General features: G+C 57.4%; 16 protein-coding genes and 1 riboswitch. Of the genes, 8 read left to right on the top strand and 8 right to left on the bottom strand.

The window, feature by feature from the left end:
• Positions 1–7: 7 nt before the first annotated feature.
• The 4 genes from M017_RS0106725 to M017_RS0106710 all read right to left on the bottom strand — a co-directional run bounded on the left by M017_RS0106725 (position 8) and on the right by M017_RS0106710 (position 6029).
• Positions 8–346, bottom strand: a complete 339-nt coding sequence (locus tag M017_RS0106725) for a hypothetical protein (protein ID WP_031496779.1) — start codon at positions 344–346, stop codon at positions 8–10.
• A 146-nt stretch (positions 347–492) separates the two neighbouring features.
• Positions 493–3609 carry an efflux RND transporter permease subunit gene (locus tag M017_RS0106720; RefSeq protein ID WP_031496778.1) on the bottom strand — a complete coding sequence of 1039 codons (3117 nt, stop codon included), beginning with the start codon at positions 3607–3609 and terminating at the stop codon, positions 493–495.
• Positions 3610–3612: 3 nt separating this feature from the next.
• On the bottom strand, positions 3613–4788 hold the full coding sequence (locus tag M017_RS0106715; protein WP_051669570.1) for an efflux RND transporter periplasmic adaptor subunit: 1176 nt from the start codon (positions 4786–4788) through the stop codon (positions 3613–3615).
• Positions 4785–6029, bottom strand: a complete 1245-nt coding sequence (locus M017_RS0106710; protein WP_031496775.1) for a TolC family protein — start codon at positions 6027–6029, stop codon at positions 4785–4787. Before M017_RS0106710 ends, M017_RS0106715 begins: the two co-directional genes overlap by 4 nt.
• A 294-nt stretch (positions 6030–6323) precedes the next feature.
• On the opposite strand from M017_RS0106710, the gene M017_RS0106705 reads away from it, so the two are divergent.
• The 4 genes from M017_RS0106705 to M017_RS0106690 all read left to right on the top strand — a co-directional run bounded on the left by M017_RS0106705 (position 6324) and on the right by M017_RS0106690 (position 10030).
• Entirely contained in the window at positions 6324–7898 is a 1575-nt protein-coding gene (locus M017_RS0106705) for an alkaline phosphatase family protein (RefSeq protein WP_162179852.1), read from the top strand.
• Between the two features lie 112 nt (positions 7899–8010).
• A complete protein-coding gene (locus tag M017_RS0106700; protein ID WP_031496772.1) occupies positions 8011–8313 on the top strand; it encodes a hypothetical protein in 303 nt (100 codons plus the stop codon).
• A 123-nt stretch (positions 8314–8436) separates the two neighbouring features.
• A complete protein-coding gene (locus M017_RS0106695) occupies positions 8437–8970 on the top strand; it encodes a hypothetical protein (RefSeq protein ID WP_031496770.1) in 534 nt (177 codons plus the stop codon).
• Between the two features lie 37 nt (positions 8971–9007).
• Positions 9008–10030, top strand: a complete 1023-nt coding sequence (locus M017_RS0106690) for an SMP-30/gluconolactonase/LRE family protein (protein ID WP_238325826.1) — start codon at positions 9008–9010, stop codon at positions 10028–10030.
• On the opposite strand, the gene M017_RS27455 is transcribed toward M017_RS0106690, so the two are convergent.
• From M017_RS27455 to M017_RS0106675, 3 genes are read right to left on the bottom strand one after another with little or no spacing between them, the layout of a single operon-like run.
• Positions 10027–10713 carry an ankyrin repeat domain-containing protein gene (locus tag M017_RS27455; RefSeq protein WP_051669569.1) on the bottom strand — a complete coding sequence of 229 codons (687 nt, stop codon included), beginning with the start codon at positions 10711–10713 and terminating at the stop codon, positions 10027–10029. The genes M017_RS0106690 and M017_RS27455 overlap by 4 nt on opposite strands.
• An 11-nt stretch (positions 10714–10724) precedes the next feature.
• Positions 10725–12224 carry a PepSY domain-containing protein gene (locus M017_RS0106680; protein ID WP_031496766.1) on the bottom strand — a complete coding sequence of 500 codons (1500 nt, stop codon included), beginning with the start codon at positions 12222–12224 and terminating at the stop codon, positions 10725–10727.
• On the bottom strand, positions 12221–14506 hold the full coding sequence (locus M017_RS0106675) for a TonB-dependent receptor (protein WP_031496764.1): 2286 nt from the start codon (positions 14504–14506) through the stop codon (positions 12221–12223). The genes M017_RS0106680 and M017_RS0106675 overlap by 4 nt, the downstream gene beginning before the upstream one ends.
• A 151-nt stretch (positions 14507–14657) precedes the next feature.
• A riboswitch (cobalamin riboswitch) is annotated at positions 14658–14855 on the bottom strand.
• Positions 14856–14965: 110 nt separating this feature from the next.
• On the opposite strand from M017_RS0106675, the gene M017_RS0106670 reads away from it, so the two are divergent.
• The 3 genes from M017_RS0106670 (at position 14966) to M017_RS0106660 (ending at position 19604) form a co-directional block, all read left to right on the top strand.
• Positions 14966–15313: a PadR family transcriptional regulator gene (locus tag M017_RS0106670; protein ID WP_031496762.1), complete on the top strand. Its 348-nt coding sequence runs from the start codon at positions 14966–14968 to the stop codon at positions 15311–15313.
• Complete coding sequence (locus tag M017_RS0106665; protein WP_031496761.1) at positions 15310–18012, top strand: ADOP family duplicated permease; 2703 nt, start codon at positions 15310–15312, stop codon at positions 18010–18012. The genes M017_RS0106670 and M017_RS0106665 overlap by 4 nt, the downstream gene beginning before the upstream one ends.
• Before the next feature lie 368 nt (positions 18013–18380).
• On the top strand, positions 18381–19604 hold the full coding sequence (locus M017_RS0106660) for a Glu/Leu/Phe/Val family dehydrogenase (protein ID WP_035957703.1): 1224 nt from the start codon (positions 18381–18383) through the stop codon (positions 19602–19604).
• A 48-nt stretch (positions 19605–19652) separates the two neighbouring features.
• On the opposite strand, the gene M017_RS0106655 is transcribed toward M017_RS0106660, so the two are convergent.
• Positions 19653–21257, bottom strand: coding sequence for a GNAT family N-acyltransferase (locus M017_RS0106655; RefSeq protein WP_051669567.1), 1605 nt, complete (start codon positions 21255–21257; stop codon positions 19653–19655).
• Between the two features lie 489 nt (positions 21258–21746).
• Between M017_RS0106655 and M017_RS0106650 the strand changes: the two genes are divergently transcribed.
• Positions 21747–22277: a hypothetical protein gene (locus M017_RS0106650; RefSeq protein ID WP_155121285.1), complete on the top strand. Its 531-nt coding sequence runs from the start codon at positions 21747–21749 to the stop codon at positions 22275–22277.
• The last annotated feature ends 3 nt before the right edge of the window (positions 22278–22280 follow it).

Below are 22280 nucleotides of genomic sequence, written 5' to 3'. Positions count from 1 at the left end.
GGGAGAATTACGAAGCGATCTGATTCTCCACGCCTGCCCCATTGGGCGAAGAAGCAGAGAGCGCATCGCGACGGGCCTTGAGGCTGCTCAGGTACTCGGAAAGCTTGAGCGGCATCTTGCATCCCTTCTCGTAGGAGCGCTGGACGGCCCTCTGATAGCGCTTGAGCAGGTCCTTCTGGGAAAGGTCGCCGATATCGCAGGATTGGATGTCGAGAAGCACCTCGATTTCCCAGGGCTGGAAGGTGTTGCGATTGATGGCGCCCTTGATCAGTTCCGCAATCAATCGATTGAATTGTGCGTGAACGATTTCAACATCATGCTTTGCCGGATCATACACCAGTGCCATACCGATACCTGAGCTCCCAACAACACATCGGTCACTCGCTCGAAAAACTTAAGAGTGGGACCAAAGTAATAGGAGATTCGATAGGAAGCCGCCGGTCCCTGCAGTGTTGGCGTGGCTCTCCGTTGTGCGAAGGTTCCGCACGAACATCATTGGGCATTCAGCTCAGAGGCGACTTTCTCCTTCGGACCATCGTCAAAGAAGCGGTACATCGCGGGCACCACCAACAGCGTTAGCAGTGTCGAGGTGATCAAGCCACCAATCACAACGATGGCTAGTGGCCGTTGTACCTCGGAGCCTGGGCCGGTGGCGAAGAGGAAGGGTACAAGCCCTAAGGCCGCGACGGTGGCCGTCATCATAACCGGCCGGAAGCGGGAGGTGGCGCCTTGTACAATTGCTTCTCGCACCCCGACCTCCGCTTCCCGCAAGCCATGAATGTTCGAAACCAGCACCACGCCGTTGAGCACCGCGATTCCCCACAACGCGATGAAGCCAACTGAGGCCGGAACCGACAGAAACTCGCCCGTCGCAAACAGTGCCGCCACCCCGCCAATCGAGGCAAAAGGCAGCACCAGAATAATCAACGAGGCCAGCTTCACCGAGCGGAACAACAGGAACAGCAGGAAGAAGATTGCGCCAATGGTGATCGGCACGATCACCATGAGATGCTTCTTCGCCCGTTGCATGTTGTCGAATTGCCCGCCCCACTCAATGTAGTAGCCCGGCGGCATTTTCACTTCAGCATTCACCCGTTCCTGGAGCTCTTGCACGTAGGTGCCGAGATCGCGGTCCCGTACATTGACGCCGGTGACGATTCTTCGCTTTGCCATCTCCCGCTTGATCTGGGATGCGCCTTCCTTATATTCAATCTGGGTGAGGCTGCCGAGTGGAATCTGTGCCCCGTTGGGAGCTGTGAGCAGAATGCCCTGGATGTCCTGGATGCTGTTGCGCAACGCTTCCGGAAAACGAACGACCGCATCAAAGCGCCGTTCTCCTTCAAAGATCTGGGTGGCGCGCTTACCGCCTACGGCCGCTTCGATGACATCGTGTACGTCCGAGGCGTTGAGTCCAAAGCGGGCAATTGCCTGGCGGTCAATCGTAATCGTGAGATTCTGTTGCCCCTTCATGCGATCGACCTTGACGTCGCCGGTGCCCCGCACCTTGCGCGCTACACGAGCCACTTCATTGGCCTTCTCGACAAGCGTGTCGAGATCATCTCCAAAGATCTTGACGGCCACATCCGCGCGGACGCCGGTCACCATTTCATCGACACGATCGGAAATCGGTTGCGCTAAGACCGGGTTGATGCCCGGTAGAGTCGCAATCCGCTTGCGGATCTCTTCGGCAATCTGATCTTGCGTGAAGCCCTGTCTTTGCTTTTCTGGCTTCAACTGCGCCATGAGGTCGCTCTCGTAATAGCCAGCCGGATCGACGGGAGAATCGCCACGGCCCAGGCGGGACACGATGTAGTCAATGCCTGCGATGTCCTTGATCAGGTTCTGGACGGTCATCTCGATCTTGATCGATTCGTCGAGTGAGATTGTGGGGGCGCGGTCCGCATTGGGAGAGATGGTGCCTTCCTTCATTTCAGGAATGAACGAAGTACCCAGATACGGGAAGACGGCAATGGTGCCGCCGAATAAGAGCAGGGCTACGCAAATTGTCTTCCATTCATTTCTGGTGGCAAGGCCCAGCAACCAGAGATAAGGACGCTTCAGCATGCGGAGGAAGAAGGTGTCGTGCTCGCCGCCCCCCTTCAGCAGATAGGCCGAAAGCACCGGTGAGATCGTCATGCTGAGCACCAGCGAGATGGCCAATGCGATGGCGATCGTGTAGGCGAGCGGCGCGAACATCTTGCCTTCCATGCCCTCGAGGGTCATCAGCGGCAGGAAGACCAGGATGATGATGCAGATACCGAAGATCACCGGTGTGGCGACTTCCAGCACGGCGTCGGTGACGACCCGGAGGCGATTCTGTTCCGGATGTTTGCCGAGGCGGTCGAAGACGTTTTCGACTACTACCACCGAGCCATCGATCATCAGACCAATCGCGATCGCCATGCCGCCGAGCGACATCAGGTTTGCCGAGATGCCGTAGTGGTTCATCACCAAAAAAGTCAGCGCGGGGGTTAAGACGAGCGTCGCGATCACGATGATTGAAGAGCGCAAGTCGCCGAGAAACAGAAAGAGAATGACGACAACGAGCAACATGCCTTCGAGCAACACTTTACTGACCGTATTGAGCGCTGCGTCCACCAGCAGAGAGCGGTCATAGTAAGGCACGATCTGTAAGCCGTTCGGCAGCATGCCCTTTGCATTGATCTCGGCAACGCGCGCCTTGATCAACTCCACCACTCGTTTGGCGTTGCCGTTTGCGATCATCATGACGATGCCACCGACACTTTCGGTGTAGCCACCCTTCACCACGGCGCCCACACGGACTTCTTCGCCGATCTTCACTTCTGCGACGTCCCGGATCAGCACAGGAGTGGCTTTCACCTCTTTCAAGACAATCGTGCCAATCTCTTCCGCACTCCGGATGAGGCCGACGCCACGGACCAGAAATACCTCTGGCCCCTTGCTCAGAATGCCGCCACTCGAGTTTGCATTGTTCCGCGCCAGGGCCTGATGGACGTCATGGATCGTCACGCCGTAGTAGCGCAACTTGATCGGATCCACCAGCACTTGATACTGCTTGACATAGCCGCCAGTGGAGTTAATTTCTGCGACGCCGGGGATGTTGCGGAGCAGCGGCCGCGCCACCCAATCCTGGACAATGCGCCGCTCGACTAATTCCTCTTTGGTGAGGGCACGCTTGCCATCCTTTGGACTTTCGATGGTGTACTGGTAGACCTCGCTCAAGGCGGTGGATACTGGCCCCAGTTCGGGATAGATCCCTTCGGGGAGCCGGCTCTTCACGTCGCCTAGGCGTTCCATGACGATCTGGCGCGCAAAGTACAAGGGCGTTTCGTCATTAAACACGAGGGTCACAATCGACAGGCCGGGCTGATTCTGGCTGCGCAGTTCGGTCAAGCCGGGCAAGCCGGTCATAGTGATTTCGACGGGAACCGTAACCAGCCGCTCCACCTCATCCGGCGATCGGCCTTCGACAACAGTGGCCACCTGCACCTGGATGTTGGTGACATCGGGGAAGGCATCGACAGACAACTTGCGCGTCGCATCGATTCCTGCGCCCAGCGCCAATACGGCAAGCACAACGATAATCAACCGTTGCTGGAGAACGGTACGAATGAAGGCTCCAAGCATTGCTTACCCGCCCTCGCTACCCTGGATGGCTTGCTTGCGCCGTTCATTGTTGAGATGGAAGGCGCCGTCGAGCACAAGCTTTTCTCCCGGTTGCACCCCTTCGAGGATCACTCGTTTCTCGCCAAACTCGGCACCCACCTTCACTGGACGGAGCAGGAATACGTTGGGCTTCACCTGCACAAAGATGTACTCCTCGTTCCCTTCGCGCACCAGCGCACTCATCGGAACCAGCCGCTGCCGTTCACTCTGCTCCTTTAAGATGACCGTCGCCAACATGGCCGGCTTGAGCTGTTGGTTGGTATTGGGGACATCCATCCTGCAGCGTACGGTTCTCGTCTGCGGATTCACGGTGGAGCTGACAAAGGACAAGTGTCCTCGCAGGGTCCGTCCGAGCGCGGGAATCTCCGCTTCTACGGCTTGCCCCACCCGCAACCGGCCGGCATTCTGCTCCGGAACATCCGCCACCATCCACAGCGAAGAAAGGTCAGCGATATCGAAGACCGTATCCGCAGGCTGAACGACCTGACCGAGGGTGATCTTTCGGTCCAGCACCGTGCCATCCATACTGGCTACAATCCGGGACACGGAATGGAGGGTGCGGGATTTTCTGAGCTCCTCGATTTCTTCGGCGGGCATTCCCAGCAGACTCAACTGGTCGGCTGCGGCATCCATTTCTGCGCTGGCCTGCGAAAGCTCTGCCTCGCGGCGATGCACTTCCGCCGATCCGATCACATCCGCTTCAATCAGCCGCTTGGCTCGATCCATGGCGCGTTGTGCCAATTGCTTCTGGCTAATCGCCTTCAGATAGCTCAATTGCGCTTCGGATAGTCCGGTGCTGTTGAGCAGTGCAAGCAACTGCCCCTTCTTCACCATTTGTCCTTCGTGGACGAGCAGAGAGGTGATGCGCCCCATCATTGGGCTACTGACGCGCGTTGTCCGCGTCTCATCCGCCTCCAGTTGCGCGGCTACCGTAATGGCGGCCCCGACACTCTCGAGTGTGGGTTCGCCTAAGGTCAATTGCTTGAGCAATAGCGGGGAGGCCTTCACCTCCATCTCGTTTGACTGTTTGACTGGGGTGCTTGCTGCTGCAACGGGTTGCGATGGGGAACTGACCTTTCCGCATCCGGCCGCACCCGCTCCCAGGGCAATTACCAAACCGAATTCCATTCTCCGCATCATGGCTGTTGTCTCCGCAAATCCACTGCTTTCAATTCATCGAGATCGATCAAGGCGGCCTGGCGGTCGAACTGCGCGTGCAGCAGATCCAGCCGCACGGTGCGCAAGACACGCTGTGCGTCGAGCACTTCCAGAATTCCGCGCTCCCCCAATTGATAGGCGGCTTGTGCTCCACGGAGCGCCTCTTCCGCTTCCCGAAGGACGCCTTCGCGATAAGCGGCCAACTGCTCCGTCACCACCTCATATCGCCGATAGGCGCCTTCTACTTCTGCAATCAACTCCAACTGGCGGCTATTCGCGATGGCGCGGGCCTGTGTGATCAGCGCCTGTGCCTCGAGAATGGGCCCCTCCCGGCGATTCCAGAACGGCAGGGGAATCGAGATTCCGGCGCGATAGGTGGGCGAATCCGGGGGGCGATCCACTTCCACTCGCAACGAGGGTTGGGGGCGCACCTGTGCCGATTCATAGCCCAGCCGCGCCTCCGCTCGTCTCACTTCGGCCAGTGCCAAGGCGTAAGCCGGGTTCCGTTCGAGCGTCAGCTTCCGGAATTCTTCGATTGGTGGGAGCGTAATGGGGGCGTCCAACTCGCCCTGCAGCCTGAGTTCTGTGGGGAGCTCAGTGCCAATCGCCGCACGTAGTTGCGATAGCGCCGCAACATACTGGATGCGCGCGCTGCTGGCGGTGGACCGGGCAGTCGTGACTTCTGCATCGGCACGGACGAGTTCTAGCCGTCCCGCCTCCCCCACCTCCACCAGAACCTGAATTCTGTTGCGGAGATCTTCGACCAGCCGCAAATTCTCGACATGAATCGCGATTTCCCCTTGCCGGCGCAGCACCTGGTAGAACGCACGCCGTACCGTGCTGAGCACCGCAAGACGAGTTTCTTCGAGGGCCTGCCGGCTGCTTTCGATGCCACGCTCGGCGAGTTGCCGTCTGGCGGGCCGGAGCCCGCCCAATTCCAGCGGCTGGCTTACCCCAAACGAATAGATCAGGCCCGAGACGTTCCCCGGCACTCGGTAGGTTTGCCGTCCTGCAATCATTCCGGCTTCGGGGTTGGGATAGGCATTGGCGGTAACAATTCCAGACCGTGCTGCCGCAACCTGTGCGGAGCCTGCCTGGAGTTGAGGGTTGTGTTGATCTGCGAGCTGGATGGCTTCCCCAAAGGTAATGACTCTGCCATTCGGTTCCGACTGCCCAGCAAAAACGACTGCGACAAGTGCAACGTGTCCAAAAATGAGACGCAAGTATTAATCTAACTTAACTAGCGCTGAAATTCCAGGCCTGTAGCCTATCAAGGGGCAGATAAATAGCCTGCATATGGGATAGACAAATAGGAAAAGTTGTGATTCATATTTTTGAGCTTGATCTCAATTGGCCGCATTCTTGTGGGTTGACATAAATTCTTCACTCCAGGAATGTACGATGGCATTTGGCCTCTTCATCGATCTGCCAATAACCATGCTTGGCGGGGCTGTCCTGTCCGCCGGCTTTCGGAGCAATCAAAAGTGATCCCTCAACTGAAAACAAAAGCGATTCTGATGACCGCTGTAGCGTTTGCGCTCTTCACCGCGATTCCGCCGCTGCAGTCCCAAACCCCCTCACCCAAAACACAACAGAAGAAACCGCGTCTGGTGCTGATGATCGCCGTCGATCAATTCCGCTATGACTACCTCACCCGTTTTCGCAGTGAATATAAGGGCGGTCTCGATCGTCTGTTGCGGAACGGTGCGAATCACGTCAACGCAAATCTGGAGCATTACCCCACCGTCACTGCCATCGGCCACTCGACGATGATGAGCGGGGCTACCCCACAGACAAGCGGGATTGTAGGCAACGAATGGTGGGATCGCGACGCGCGCAAAGAAGTGACGAGCGTCTCCGATGAAACGACCCAGCTCCTCGGAGGCACGCCGGGAGCCGGTTCCTCGCCGCGCCGCCTGATGGTGAGCACTGTTGGCGATGAGATGAAGCGTTCTGGCCGCGACAAGCCCAAGGTCGTTGGCATTTCGATGAAGGACCGCTCCGCGATTCTCCCCTCAGGGCATATGGCCGACGCCGCATATTGGTACGACAGCAAGACTGGCGACTTCATTAGCAGTACTTATTACTTCCAGCAGTTGCCGGAATGGGTGCAGGCCTTCAATCAGCGCCGTCTGGCCGACAAATATGCCGGAGTGGAATGGCGCTTCGATCAGAAGTCTCCCGATGGCGCCGTCAAAATGCCAGATATCGGTCCCAAACTCTCCGCCGCCATTTACTCCAGCCCCTTTGGCAACGAGATGGTGGAACAATTTGCGGAAGAAGCAATCCAAAAAGAAAAGTTGGGCCAGCGTGACGCAACAGATCTGCTGACGGTGAGCTTCTCTTCCAACGATGCGGTGGGCCATAGCTATGGTCCGGATTCGCCCCGCGCACACGACATGTGCCTGCGAACCGATCGGGATCTTGGCAAACTCTTCGCCTACCTGGATCGCACGGTAGGGATGCAGAACGTCATTGTTGCTCTCACCGCCGATCATGGAGTGGATCCGCTTCCCGAGCAATTGCAACAAGACCACATGCCCGGTGGCCGCATCCCGACGGATGCTATTCTCACTCCGCTCCGCCAGGCACTGAAGGAACGTTTTGGCGCAGGGGAATTCATTGAGCATGTCTCCTACGCCACTCCCTATTTCAACTGGAAGCTGGTGGATGAGAAGAAGATCGATCGCGCGGAGTTCCAGCGATTCGCTGCGAGCATTGTCGAAAGGGCGCCGCACGTTTCGCGCGTCTTTACCCGTGACCAATTGCTCAAGGGGGAAGTTTCCTTCGATAAGTTCAGTGAACGGGTGGTGCGCAGCTTCAACCAGCGCCGCTCTGGCGATCTGGAACTCCTGCTCGATCCTTACTGGATCCACAGCAAGTCCGGCACGACGCATGGCACGCCCTATGGCTATGACACGCACATTCCGCTGATCTTCATGGGGCCTGGGATCAAGCCCGGACGTTATGTGCGGCCCGCTGCACTCAACGATCTGGCTCCTTCTCTCGCGACGATCTTAGATGTCGAGATCCCTAGCGGCTCGGTCGGCCGTCCCCTGTGGGAGATGATGGTCGGGGTGATGGACCACTAACGGGAGAGGTCTTGCCAGTTGTTTCTAGAAAGAGGAGCGTGATTCCAGCGCTCCTCTTTCCGTTTTCTGACGTAATGCAAGGGATGAGCGTGTGTCCAGTGAGCTACGGCTCATGAGACAGATCGCTGCAACTTCGGCCTTTCTTTGGCGATGCACTGTTCTGGTTGCTGTGCTTGCTGTCCCGATCTACGTGCAAGAATTCTCCGGGATCCAGGTGCATTTGGTGGGCGACGCGAATCTGACTGGCTCCGTGATGCGTTTGGCGCCTCTCCAAACAGATCGCCGGGGCGCCGTGTGGGCTGGCGGTGCTTCGGGAGGCTTCGCCTGGAGAGGCGTTCCGTCCTCCCGGCAGCAGGGAATTCCACGAAGCCTCGCTGTCTTCTTCGATACCCATCGGTCTCTATACCAATGGTGATGGTCATGTCCCACCGCGCCGTCTTGCGGTCACCAAGGAAGCTCCAGTGCTACTGAATGATGGCCAGCCTCATGTCGCGCGCATTGTTTACCGCCTCCGAGTCTGGAGGTCTTCGTCGATGGAATGCAGGCGCTCAGAGCCGAGGTCGAAGTGGAGAGTATTGTGGGGAGTGTGGGCACCGGATATGTCGGGTTTACCGCCTCGGCGGGCAATGGCTTTCAGTACCACGACATCCTGAGTTGGACTGCGCCCAGTACGGTGACTTCGCAGCTGTTCGTTGAGGAGGTAACTTCCACGCTCCTCGCTGATGTGGAATGTCTCCCTGGCCGGACACTCTGTACACCGTCTGAAGCCTGGATCGAGTCGAGGGGTGCCGGCCGTTGGCATCTCATTCTGCCTGCTCACTGGACCGCAGCGCTCAGCATTCCCAACCCTGAAAAGAAAGCGGTAGTGATCGATCAGGAGCGGGGAAGCATCTGCTGGAGTGTCGATGCGGCACCGGGCTCGATCTGCAATGGCCCGGAAGGGAACTCCACCGGACGGGGCAAACTGGTCCTCACTCAGGTCGAGGGCAACATTCGCATCTCGCTGGATGTGAATCCTGACCGAGCGAAGAACGAAGGCTATTTTGAGTTTGAAGTCAGATTGGGAAACTGAGCCAACCGCATCGCGGGCCGGGGTATAGAATGCTGACGTGAAGTACCACGCAGCACTTTCTCTCTCTCTTCTCACTTTGGCAGGCGCGGCGATGGCGCAGACGATCGAAAAGCTCGATCCCTCCCTCGACCGACTGATTGATTCCGCCGCTACTGTGGAGCGCATCGCCACTGGGTTCAACCAATGGACCGAAGGGCCGGTGTGGACCCATGCGGGTTCTTTGCTCTTTTCAGAGATCCCCTCGAATAACATCATCCAGTGGAGCCCGGGCAAGGAAGCGTTGGTCTTTCTCCATCCCAGTGGCTACACCGGTTCTGCACCCTTCAAGGGCAAGGAACCTGGCTCGAATGGTTTGACGGTCGACAGCAAAGGCCGCTTGACTGTAGCAGGGCACGGCCGGCGTCAGGTCTATCGCATGGAAACTCTCGATCCCAAGGGGCAGGTCACGGTGCTTGCCGACAGCTACGAAGGCAAGTCGCTGAATAGCCCGAACGATCTCGCTTACAAATCGGATGGCTCGCTGTACTTCACCGATCCGCCGTATGGGTTACAGACACAGAGCGACAAAGACCCGGAGAAAAAGCTGGAAGTGAATGGCGTCTATCGCTTGGTTGGCGCCCGCGATCAGAAGCCGGGTGCACCGCCGGCACATGACAAGCTGCAGCTCATCATCAAAGATCTGCCTCGCCCCAACGGCATCGCCTTCTCTCCCGATGAGAAGTATCTCTATATCAGTAACTCCGGTCCCGCGAAGTGGATGCGCTACACGGTGCAGCCAGATGGCAGCGTCAGGGATGGAAAGGTTTTTCTTGACCCGGCAGGCGCCAAGGGCGCTGGTGGACCAGACGGCATTAAGGTGGACAAGGAGGGCAATCTCTGGGGTTCTGGTGCCGGTGGAGTCTGGATCATCTCACCGGAAGGGAAGCATATCGGCACCATTCGGGTTCCGGAGCGGGTGGGCAATCTCGCCTGGGGCGACAAGGATGGGAAGACTCTCTACATCGTTGCGAGCACCAGCGTCTTCCGCATTCGCACGAAGGTTGGCGGCACGAAGCCTTAAGGGGAGGCGCCGGGTACGGAACGTGCTCCCTGCGACCGTAGAAACGCCGCTGCTTCCTCGTGACCCTGCTGCTCGGCAATGGCCAGCGGGGATGAGCCAGACGGATTGAGCGAATTGAGGTCCGCTCCTCGTGAGACTAAGCCCTGCAAGATTGCAGTCTGCCCAGCGTAGGCTGCCTGTTGCAGGGCTAAATTTTTTAGAGACTGCTGCTGCTTTTTGGGTGCTCGGTCGAGCAGCCGTTGCACCAGTAGAGAATCGCCATCGGACACTGCGTAGATCAGAAAGCTGCTGACATGCGGGCCTTGCGCCAACTGACTTGCAAAGATCGACTGCCAGACCGAGTAAGGGACAAACGGGATTCCAGAGAGCAAAATACCGGCGCTCAAGATGCCGATCCAACGCCGGCCCAGGGATTGCTTTCTGATGAGGCGATACAGCGACAGGACGACTGCGGCTAAGACCCAGGGAAGGAGAAGCAAAGGCGTCAACAGGAGAAACGGGAAGGCGTGCGCCATCGAGAACCCGATCATCTGAGGGCCCCGATCCCAAGTCAAGAGTGTCTGCTCCCAGATCAAACGCACAGCGAGCGGCAGATTCGCAAGTCCGGCCAGGATTCCCCAGGACAGCAGCCATGCCGGCATGGCTGCTGGTTTCTGTTCTGTCGGCCCGATCTCTGGAGTCATTCGATTCGAGCTTACTCGAGAATCGATCGACCCGGGGCAGCCACTCGCAAGCGGCGGCCGAAGGCGAAGTACTTCCTCCTTAGCACCAGCCAGGCAATCACCACCGAAGTGATGCAGAGAGCGGTGCCGCCCAGCATCAGCGTCAGGACTACCAGATCCCAGGCCGGCCGGTATTTGTAGAGCAGTGGCAGGTCCATCGAATGCAGACCTCGATAGAGCCAGCGATTCCAGCGCGAGCGGGAACCGTAACTCTGCACGACGCGGCCCGTCGCAGGATCGATGTAGGAACCTGTTTTCTCCGCGTCGTTGAGCTCGATATACAACACGGGTAAAGGCCGCCGATGTTGCCTGTCCACATAATAGAGTTCGTACTCGGTCACCAACCGGGATTCGCGGATCGAGCAATTGCGCAGAGCATTCTGCAGTTGGTCCTGGCTGAATCCGCTGCGGACTGCGCCATCCGGCAAGAGGATTCGCTTCTGCCGGTTGCCTCCAAGCGCCTGGTAGAACGGCTTGCCATCGAACGAACTCAGCTCGAGCGATTTCACCGGAAACTGGCCTGCCATCGCTTCCAGGGCCTGACGTGGATGCTGCGCCGCATAGGCGCTCAACGGCGGGCGCTTCCCTTGCAGCGCCTTGGAGACTTCGCTGTTGCCACGTGCACCCCGGCTTGCAGCCGGAAAGGGGTCCATCGACATCATGCCGCTGAAAGACCAGGTGCAAGTGACGATGCCGAAGAAGAGACCCAGAATGGTATGCAAGCGCTTCTGTCCGGCATAGGGAACTCCGCGCTTGGGCGAATACATCCAGATCCCCACCACCATTCCAAGTGCTGCCATGATCGTGCCCACTCCTGAGAGCCAGATCACCACCTGACTCCAGAGCGGTTGATTCTTACGCAGCGGCGTGAAGTACAGCCAATGCGGAATCGCGCCGAGGTAGGCGCCGATGCGAGAAGCTGTCGTAGTGTGCTGCACCACCTCACCCGTTTTACCTGATACATAGGCGACTTCACCGTCTGCCCAAGAGAACTTCGCAATCGGTTGGTGCACTCGAAAGTTGCCCGCGATGGTCCATTGGTCTGGCTCCCGGAGCATCTCCAGTTGGGCCGCATCGCCGGGCTGTCCCGTAAATGCGGCAGCCGTCCGGCGAATCAGTTCGAGGTCGAACTGCGATTGGATCGCGCCGTCGTCGGCATAAACCAGAGACTGCTCCCGGCCACTACGAAACTGATAAGCGGGCCGCCCATCAAAAGTCAGCAACTGTGTCTGTTCGGGCTCGCGTTTGGCGTTTAACTTTCCATACGCTTCCTCCGCACTCAACAGAACTTTGGACGGGTCGAGGGCGGCGGCTCGCTCCAGCCGCTCCTCTGCCCGGACCGATGGAAAGTCCCAGTACATCATCGCGATTCCCGATAGGAACCAGAATGAAAACAAGAGACAGAATGCAACCCCCATCCAGCGGTGGCAGAGGATCGCAAATTTTTTGATTCGAATCTTCAGTGTCTTCATGAGCGGAATCGCAATCGGATGGTGGTGAAGATGTTGATTGGCGAACCCGGAAACAACTGCGCACCATTGCTCCCCAGAGTGGAAACAATGTAGCGTTGCCGGTTGAAGAGATTCTCGGCATTGAGCGACCAGTCATAGAACTTACGACGGTAGCCGACTGCTCCTCCCAGACGAGTCCATCCGCCGAGCCGTGCGGTGTTGGTGTCGTTTAGGAAAACCGGGCCCATGTAACGAGCGCCGAGGCTTGTATAGAAGCTGCCCCATTGCTTGGTGAGCCAGACATTGCCGACGTGGCGGGTGGTGTAATTCGGACGGCGTCCCGAGAGATCGACAGTGCCGTTTGAGGTGAAGTATTCGTCGTATCGTGGCAGCGTGTAGCCATAGTTGGCGACCAGCCGGATGCCGCGGCCCAGATCGCCGGTCGCATCAAAATCAATGCCCTTGGACGACTGTTGGCCCGCCTGATTGTAGAGCCCTGCCCCAAGAGCGACGGTCACATTCTGCCGCACCATTTTGTAAAGTGCGGTGTTCGCCTTGAAGCGGCCGCCAAAGGCCTGCCAGCGATGTCCCACCTCAAAGCTTCTGCCCAACTCCGGCAAGAGTTCGCGGCCATCCGCAGGAATCGTCGTCACGGGAGTGAAGGAGCTGTTTGAGCTGAAATAGACTTGCTGTCCTTCTGTGAGCGAATAGACCAGTCCAGCGCGGTAGGTGTAAGCGGTGGCATGCCGTTTGCTATCGATGCCGCGCGTGATGCCGGTGCTGGTGTAGGTGTTGGTGAAGGCGCTGCGATTGTAGTCCGTAAAGCGGCCTCCGACATTGACTTTCAAGCGCTTCCCAATGCTGATCTGATCCTGCCAATAAGTGGCCCGGCTCAACGCGGAGGAGAAGTCCACACTTGTTGTTGGAAAGTCGGGAACAGGGACATAGGCGTCGCTGAAGCTGGGAAGCAACACTGGCGGCAAGGCAATGCTGCGGCCAGCCGAGCGATCGGTGAAGTTGTAAAAATCCTGATACTCATATCCGGCGAGGACATAGTGTTTGAGTCCCAGAAACTGAAAGTTGCCCAGAACATCGCTTTGGTTCTGCAGCGGGCGGCGATGGTGATAGAAGTACAACGCCGTCCGATTCACCTGGTTCAGGGCAGGCTGGTAGCTGAGCGATTCGGCGTGATAATACTGATCGCCCTTCCGGTTGTAGAAAAAGCTATTGCGCACTTCCCACTTCGAGTTGATGTTGCCGTTGAAGAAGATCTGGTTTTGCCATTCGCGCGCCGCCTCAAAGTCTTGCTTTGTGTTGAAGCGGCTGCTCAGGTCGAAGCCTGGAACGTTGTACAGGCCGTTCGGAATTCCAGCATCGAGTTTGAATCGATCCTGCGTATAGCCCTGAAAGAAGGTGAGTCGCGCGCGGTCGTGGAGGAGCCAGGTAAAAGTGGGCGAGACGTTGAAGCGCTTGGCTCCGGCGCCTCTCCAGCCATCGCTGTTCTCGAACATCGTATCGAGGCGATAGAGCAGCCGGGTGCGTCCCAGGATGGCTCCGGTGGCGCTGGCGCCGACCTGATTCAGGCCAAAGCGTCCGACGCGGTAGGACAGGTCATACGCGGGAATCGCCTGTGGCTTCTTGCGAACGATATTGATCGCGCCTGCAAGAGCAGAGCCACCATAGAGGACCGAGCTCGGCCCCTTCAATACTTCCACTTGCTCGACATTGTTGAGCTGTGTATTGGGCCGATTCCCTTCCATGCGCATTCCGTCCACCATTAGCACGCTGCTCCCCGAAAAGCCGCGAACGGTGTAGGCTTCATACACGCCATACTGCACGCGCGAGGAAACTCCCGAGGCGTTCTGCAGTGCGGTGGAGAGATCGTTGAGACCTTGGCTCTCGATGGTGTCTCTGGGAATGCTGCTGACCTGTACCGGGAGATCGCGATCTGGAATCTCCATGCGTGATGCGGTCGCTTTGCCCGCCAGGTCGGTCACCTCCATCGTGGTTGCGATTGCGCGCGGCTGGAGCGTGAGGTCCGTTTCGATGGAGACCGTGCTGAGTACAAGCTCTCGCTCCAACGGCTCAAAGCCATTGTGCGTAACCGACAGATGATACTTGCCGGGCTGCAAGCTATCGAAACGATACGCCCCAGCAGCGTTCGTGCGGGTGGATGGAACGGTCTGCGGACCAGCAAGAGAAAGCTTGGCTCCGGCGACGACACCGTGAGCATCGCGAATGATGCCAGAAATTGAGAATGTTTCAGCCTGGAGTGGAATGGCCAGGCAGAGGGGAAACAGCAAAACTAGAGAAGAGCTGCGATGAAAGCAAGATGCCATGTAGAGGGTCCTCGTTGGGGTGAGGCCGGAAACTCTGCGGAATCTTGAGGATCAATAAAATCGGGATGTAGACGTGTCTAGAGGATTTCATGTAGTTTCTGTTCTCCGCAGAAATTCGACCATGCGGCTCTAGGTAGGTCTCCTGGCTCGTGAGTGGCAGCATACGTGGCTGCGAGCTGCTTTACCTTCCCAAGACTTTCCGTCTCAGTGGTAGAACAAGCAACTGAACTCAAATACAGTGGCGGGACCGCGTCGGCTTTGAACCGAACTTCCCTGTTATGCCCTTGTGGGCACCTAAAGCAGACTCCGTTGTAGCACCCGCGACGGGAGAGTGTCAATGAAACGGCCTGCAGTTCTTTATTTCTGTTGGTTTCCAATAGGAGCTATGATAGGATCTCTTTGGGAAACCAACAGGAAGTAGAATTGAAAGAAAAATCCGACGTTCACCAAGGCACTCTCGCGTTGATGATCCTCAAAACACTCGAGGTCATGGGCGTGCTCCACGGTTATGGAATCGCCCGGCGCATTGAGCAGATCAGTGGCGATGTCCTGGCCGTGAATCAAGGCACTCTCTATCCGGTACTGCTCAAGCTGGAGCAAGAAGGTGCGATCACGTCGGACTGGGGCCTGTCTGAGAACAATCGCAAGGCGCGCTTTTATCAGCTCACTCGGGAAGGGCGCAAGCAACTCCAGGTGGAAGCGAAGAGTTGGGCGCAGACCACGGCCATCATCGATCGATTCTTTACCGTGAAAGCAGAAGACTTGCCATGAAGCATTTGAGACGTCTCTTCACTCGATTCCACTCCTTGTTCACAAGGCAACGCGATGAAGAACGTCTCCGTGAGGAGTTTGAAGAGCACCTCGCGATGTTGATCGAGGACAAGATGCGCTCGGGCCTTCCCTACGCGGAAGCCCGGCGGCAGGCGCGGCTGAGCTTTGGCTCGCTCGAAGTCATCAAGGAAACATATCGAGAGCAACGCGGTCTTCCTCGTCTTGAAGCAGTCGCTGCTGATGTTGTCTTCGGCTGGCGGCAACTCCGCAAGCATCCAGTCACCACCGCAGCGGCAATCCTGTCCTTGGCGCTTGCCATTGGCGCGACTACGGCGGCCTTTCGTCTTGTGGATGCTGTTCTCTGGCGACCGCTCCCCGTCGCCGAACCGGAGCGCCTCTCGTATCTGGCCCAGACCTTGATCAATCGCGAGGGCAAGCTCGAACAGGACGATTCGTTTGACTACCCGACATTCCAGCGCTACCAGCAAGCCGTAGGGGCGCGTGCCGACTTCCTGGTTGTTGGAAGGATTTCGCGCCGCCAGCAAGTGCGCATCGGGATGGCAAAAGAGACTGAAACGCTGCACCGGCAATATGTTTCGGGTAATCTCTTTGAGGTCTTTGGATTGCGTGCCGCGCATGGCCGCCTATTTCGTTCGGACGAGGACCGCAAGCCCGGTGGCCATCCTGTGGCAGTGCTGAGCTACGATTACTGGACTCGCCGCTTCCAGCAAGACCCTGCCGTACTCGGGACAGTGATCACTCTTGAGAAGCATGCCCTCGAGATCATTGGCGTGGCGCCGCAAGGCTTCATTGGAACAGAGCCTGGTGAGACAACGGACCTATTTGTTCCCGCGACGATGAATGTGGAGGCGCTCGCGAGCCCAGGCTGGGCATGGTTTCGCATCTGGATTCGCCCCAGTCCGGGGTGGGGACTCGAACAGATCGAAGCACCCCTCCAACTGCTTCACAAAGAGGAACTCCAACAACGGCTCCGCAGCTTTCCCGCGGGCACACCGCAGGCGGCCATCGATCGACATCTGAGCAATCAGCTGCATTTGTTTCCCGCAGCTTCTGGCGTCTCAGACCTGCAGCGCCAATACCGTCAACCCTTGCTGATTCTCGCGCTCCTTGTTGTGCTGGTCCTGCTTGTGGCCTGCGCCAACGTTGCAAACCTGCTGATGGCACAAGGCGCTACCCGTGCTCATGAGATGGCGCTCCGCGTCTCGCTCGGGGCCAGCCGGGCGAGTCTCGTCCGGCTGGTTCTCATTGAAGGCACAATGCTGGCTGGCGCCGCCTCACTTCTTGGCGCAATGCTCGCCTCGATGGCAGTGCCGATTGTGATTGCGATGCTGCGACTCCCCAATGATCCGGTTCGACTTGCCTCCGAAGCAGGATGGCGGGAGTTTCTCTTCAGTGCTGCTCTTACTGTTGTCGTGAGCTTTTTATTTGGTCTCGCACCCGCTTTGCGCGCCTCTGCCTCCCAACCGATCAGTGCTCTCAAAGGTAGTAACAATCCAAGCTCAAACCGCTTCCGCAATGGGCTGGTTGCAACTCAGCTAGCCTTTTGTATTTTTGTGCTCTTTCTTGCGGGGCTCTTCGTGAATAGCTTTGCGCAACTGCAACACCGTCCTCTTGGCTTCTCTCCCGATAAACTCCTTGTCGTCCAACTGGAAGCAGATCGTCCGAGGCAACTGCCGGTCTGGATGCAGTTGGTGGAGCACTTACGCAATCGCCCCGGAGTGGAGTCGGCATCCTTAGCGGGCTGGCCACTTCTGACTGGCAATCGATGGACTGGCCCGATCCGAGTTCCGGGCGATCGCCTGGCGGCTCGGGATCCCAACTTCCTGCAGGTGTCGCCCGACTACTTTAAAACGATGAAGATCCGCCGCATTGGGGGGAGAGAGTTGCGATTGGGTGACGAAGCCCCGCGCCTCAACGAAAAGAAGGAACCGCTGGCCGGAGTTGGGGTGGTGAACGAAACCTTTGCCCGTACTTATTTCAATGGCCGGAACCCCGTCGGCCGGGTGATCGAAGTGACGCAGAACCGGGATCAAGTTGCGCCCCTCGAAATTGTCGGCTACGTGCAGGATACGGTCTATGCGGATCTGCGCGAACCTTTTCGACCCACGATCTATCTCCCAATGAATGAACGGGAGGAGAGCACGATTCTGGTGCGCAGCCGTGAGAATCCGCTGGCCCTCGCGCCCTCTCTTCGAGAAGAGTTGTCGCGTGCGTTTCCCACGTTTCGGATTCGAAACAGCAACGCGCAGGAAGACTTGATTCAAGGCGGAATGCTCCGGGAAAAACTGCTCTCCAGCATCTCACTCTTCTTTGCATTCGCTGCACTTCTTTTGGCTGCCGTCGGACTCTATGGAATTCTTCATGATTCGGTGACGGTACAGCGGCGGGAGATCGGGATCCGGTTGGCTCTCGGAGCCCAAGCGGCCGATATCGTGCGAGAAGTCACATCGGATGCATTTCGTATGCTCCTGCTCGGTTGTGGCCTCGGAATGCTCCTCGGGCTTGCCACGGTGCGTTACATTCAGTCCCTCTTATACGGAGTCAAGGCTACGGACTTCGCCGCGCTGTTGGTTCCCCTTCTGCTTCTGATCAGCGTGGCGACCCTGGCGGCATTGACGCCTGTCCTTCGTGCCATCCAGCTCGATCCAGCAAAGGTTCTGCGAGAAGAGTCATTATAAGAAAAACAGATAGATGGCATATTGCCTTATCAGCTCACTCAAAAAAAAATCCAAGCGGAATTCGCAGTCTGGCACGGTTCGTCTGTTACCCTCGACATAGACTGGGAATTTTCGAGATGGCTCCTAAAGAGTGTCTCGGTGGAGCTTGGTGATCGCCACTCTGGGCTAAACGAAGTTCGATCTCACCCAAGGCAATGCTGAAGATGCACAGTGATCCGCTGGTGTATCTTGCAGGAACCGCCAAAACTCAGCATCTAAATACTAGCGAAAGACGGCCCTGTCTTGCCGTTTCAGCCCAAAGCGTCGGCAGGCCTTCTAGGAGAACCAAGTTGTCTTCCACATCACCTGAATCCACGAATCCGCATGAAATGGCGAGTCAGAACTTCCAGCGCGCTGCGGATATTCTTGAGTTGAAGCCCGATGTCCGTGCCATGGTCCTTGCACCCGAGCGCGTCCTCACCGTAAGCGTCCCCGTGAAAATGGACAATGGCCTCATCACTTGTTTCGAAGGCTACCGCGTCCAGCACAACACCACTCGTGGTCCGGCAAAGGGCGGAATCCGCTTCCATCCGGGCGTGACTCTCGATGAAGTCAAAGCACTGGCAACCTGGATGACCTGGAAATGCGCTGTTGTCGACATTCCCTTTGGTGGCGGCAAGGGCGGCGTAACCTGCAACCCGAAGAAGATGAGCGTCGCCGAACTGGAACGGCTGACTCGTCGTTATACCAGCGCCATTCTTCCCATCATCGGACCCGACCGAGATATCCCTGCCCCTGACGTGTATACAAACGCACAAACGATGGCATGGATTATGGACACTTACAGCATGACCCAGGGTCATCTGGTCCAGGGTGTCGTCACTGGCAAGCCAATCGCGCTTGGTGGTTCTCCCGGACGCAATGAAGCCACTGCACGAGGCGTCTTCAACACCATCGAATGCGTCTCGCAGCACCTCAAGCTGAAGATCAAAGGATCGAAGGTCGTCGTCCAGGGCTTTGGCAACGCCGGCTCGATTGTGGCCCATCTGCTCGACGGCGCTCAAGCCGACGTGATCGCTGTCAGCGACTCGCAGGGTTGCATCTACGACAAGAACGGCCTTCACATTGCCAAGCTCATGATGCATAAGGAGCGTACCGGCAGCGTCAAGGACTTCCCGGGTTCCGAGCCGATCAGCCCTGAAGAACTGCTCGCTCTCGAGTGCGACTTCCTGATTCCTGCTGCATTAGAGAATTCGATCGACAGCCACAACGCACACTCGATTCGCGCTAAGGTCATCGCAGAAGCCGCCAACGGCCCGTTGACGCCGGAAGCCGATGCGATTGTCGATGCTAAGGGCGTCTTTGTGATTCCGGACATCCTCTGCAACGCCGGCGGCGTGACGGTTTCCTACTTCGAGTGGGTTCAGAATACGCAGCATATGGCCTGGGACGTTAACGAAGTGAACTCCCGGCTGGAGCGTGTCATGCACCGTAGCTTTGCCAAGGTGCTGGAGATCCATCAGGAACGCAAGGTCAACATGCGCACTGCCGCTGGTGTTCTCGCGATTGATCGTGTGGTGGAAGCCACCATGCTTCGCGGACTCTATCCGTAAACTCCATTGGGGAGCGGGAGTGTTCTGCTCCCGTTCCCCAATGGCCAATCAAGATTGGCGAACGCTGTTCTCGAAACGTGTGCGCCTCACTCCGCAATCCTTCTGATCTTCTTGTGCTACAGAAAGGAAGCGGCAAACACCTTCCTCTCCAAAGTAGCGCCGCATCATGCGCAAGGGGACGCGCTGAAGATCCAGAAGAATCAGGCCATCCAGTGCGTTACTAAACTGTTGGTCCAGGTTCAGGCAAATAATATCCCCGCCCAGATTCGCGTACTGCCGAAGCAGCACGGGCAAGCCCTTCCCATCCGGTTCCAGTTCCGCCACTCGCTTTCCGAGTGCTTCGATGTCTCGCGGCCCTCGCCAGACTTGTCCAGGCCGCCAGTTCAACGCTCCTGTGAGAAGGTTGCGCGGTTGTACGCCGGTCCACCTCTGATTGAAGAAGCTGGAGATCAGCGCTCGCGCTGCCGGTGTGTAGTCCGCACTAATGCTTACCGGACCAAAGAGATAACGGATGTGTGGCCGATCCTTCACGAATCGTCCAATCCCCTGCCACAGTAGCAACAAAGGCATCAGATCGCGCTGGTAGCCGGAGCGGACAAAGGAGCGGCCCAGTTCCACTCCTTGCGATTGGATTATTTTCCAGTCCCGTGGGAATCGAAAGAGGGTTTCGCAATAGATTCGATCCTTCTGTTCCGCTCCATCGGCCAAGCGGTACGCACCGGCAATCTCATTTGCATCGCGACGCCAGACAAAAAGATGCCAATAGCGGAAATCGAAATCGTCCAGATCCTTGTCGCGTCCGGTTCCTTCCCCGACGGCGCGGAAGCTAAGCTCTCGCAGGCGTGCAATCTCTTGTAAGGCTACGGGGATGCGATCGGCCTTCTCGAGGTAGACCGAATAACCCTCGGTCTCAAGAATCGGCGCCAGCTTTCCGATTTCGCGTGCGAGATCGGTGCTCTCTGGTGAAGGTGCGACAGGCGCATGGCGCAGTTGGCGGGCCAGCCGGTAGGTGCTGTGCCGCAGATGCCGTGTGAGCCGGTCCGCACTACGGTACCGGGCTGCTTTTACCGGGTGTCCGATGACGATCCGGATGGTCCGTTTGCGTTGGGAAAGCATCTCTGAGGGCAACAGCAAGGTCCGGAGAGAAGCGTGCACCAGCCCGGCAAGATGAAAGTGGGGGCGATTGCTTCCCGCAAAGTAGACCGGCAGAATCGCCGCCTCTGTTTTCATCGCCAGCCTGGCTGCCATGGACTGCCACGGTGCATCCTGGATCCATCCCAAGGGCGGACGCATCGAGGAGACCTCGCCCGCAGGAAAAACAACGAGAGCTCCACCCCGACGGAGATGCCGGAGTGCTCCCCGCACGGCAGCTGCGTTGGATTGTGCCGCGCCGCCATACGGATCCACCGCGAAGATCCGATCCCGCAACTCGGGCAGTTGTGCCAGGAGAGAGTTGGTGACAAACATCACGTCGGGGCGCACTCGCTCCAGCAGTGCTCCGAGCGTGGGTCCTTCCACAATGCCAAAGGGATGATTGGCCACGACGACGAGTGGGCCGGCGGCGGGGATCTCCTCAATCGCTCCTTTGCAATCCGTTCGCAATTCCAATTCCGCCAGCACTCGATCATGAATCGACGCATCCGGGCGCCTCATGGCTCTCCGCCAAAACTCTCGAAGCTGATCCATCTGCATCCATCGCTCTAGAACTCTCTCGTGCCAACTGGAAATCGGATTCATGGCTTACCGGCCCATGCTAGTCGGCAGAGATGACAACGGGATGAGGAATGGACTACAGAGAGATTCGGATTGCTTTCCAGGAGGGATCGCTTCTTTGCCTCCGCCAGCCCTGCAGGCAGCGAGTCGGACTTCTCGGGAAATTTGCGCTTATATTCTTGATAATTAGTGTGAAATATTAATAAAATAACACGATTTATTGCCTGCTGATGTTGCGAAAAAGATGAAGGTCGGCCGGGTGTTGGCTCTAGAGTTATCTTTGGTTTGGCCAATGCTTTGGCGTTTCTAGTTCTTTTAGAATGTCCGTCTCCGTGAAAAAATATCGATAAAATATCTGAATTTGTCTCTTAAATTAAATTCTGCATGATACTTTAGGATTGTTCCTAAATAGGAATAAACGGGAAATTTATGAAAATAATTCTGTTCCTTTTTTGTGTGGCGAGTGCTCTCGCGCAAGCCACTTCGCTTTCTGGCCGGGTGTCGGCGACGCCCTATGTTTTCCCCCTGGGAGGTATCACGTCCATCACTGTGCCTGCTGCCGTGCATGGATTTCAGACCGGGAATTTGGCAGTCACTTGTGCAGACCTCATGGGAGAAGCTTTTGAAACGGGACAGATTACCGTCAATGCTTCTACATTTGCGGTGACCGTCGCTTTTGCTGTTCCTCAGTCGGGAACCTGTTCGATCTGGGGGGCTGCCGTGTCGTATTCGGTGCCCTTCTCCTCTCTTTCCTCGGTGGCCATTCCGGCTTCCGCTCATCTGCTACCGGCCATCACATGGCTGACCTGCTTTGATGCAGGCGGACATGTGATCGAGACCGGAGCCACCTCGTTCGCAAACGCAGTCTTCAGTCTCGGTGGTGCCATCGGCAACACCTTTGACGTATCGATCTCATTCGCAACCCCCCAGGCGGGGCGCTGCGCACTCCTAGGAGTCTGATTT

The sequence above is a fragment of the Bryobacter aggregatus MPL3 genome (assembly GCF_000702445.1).
GTDB classification, from domain to species: domain Bacteria; phylum Acidobacteriota; class Terriglobia; order Bryobacterales; family Bryobacteraceae; genus Bryobacter; species Bryobacter aggregatus.
Note: the sequence above shows the minus strand (reverse complement) of the source record. Positions and strands in the feature narration are given on the sequence as shown.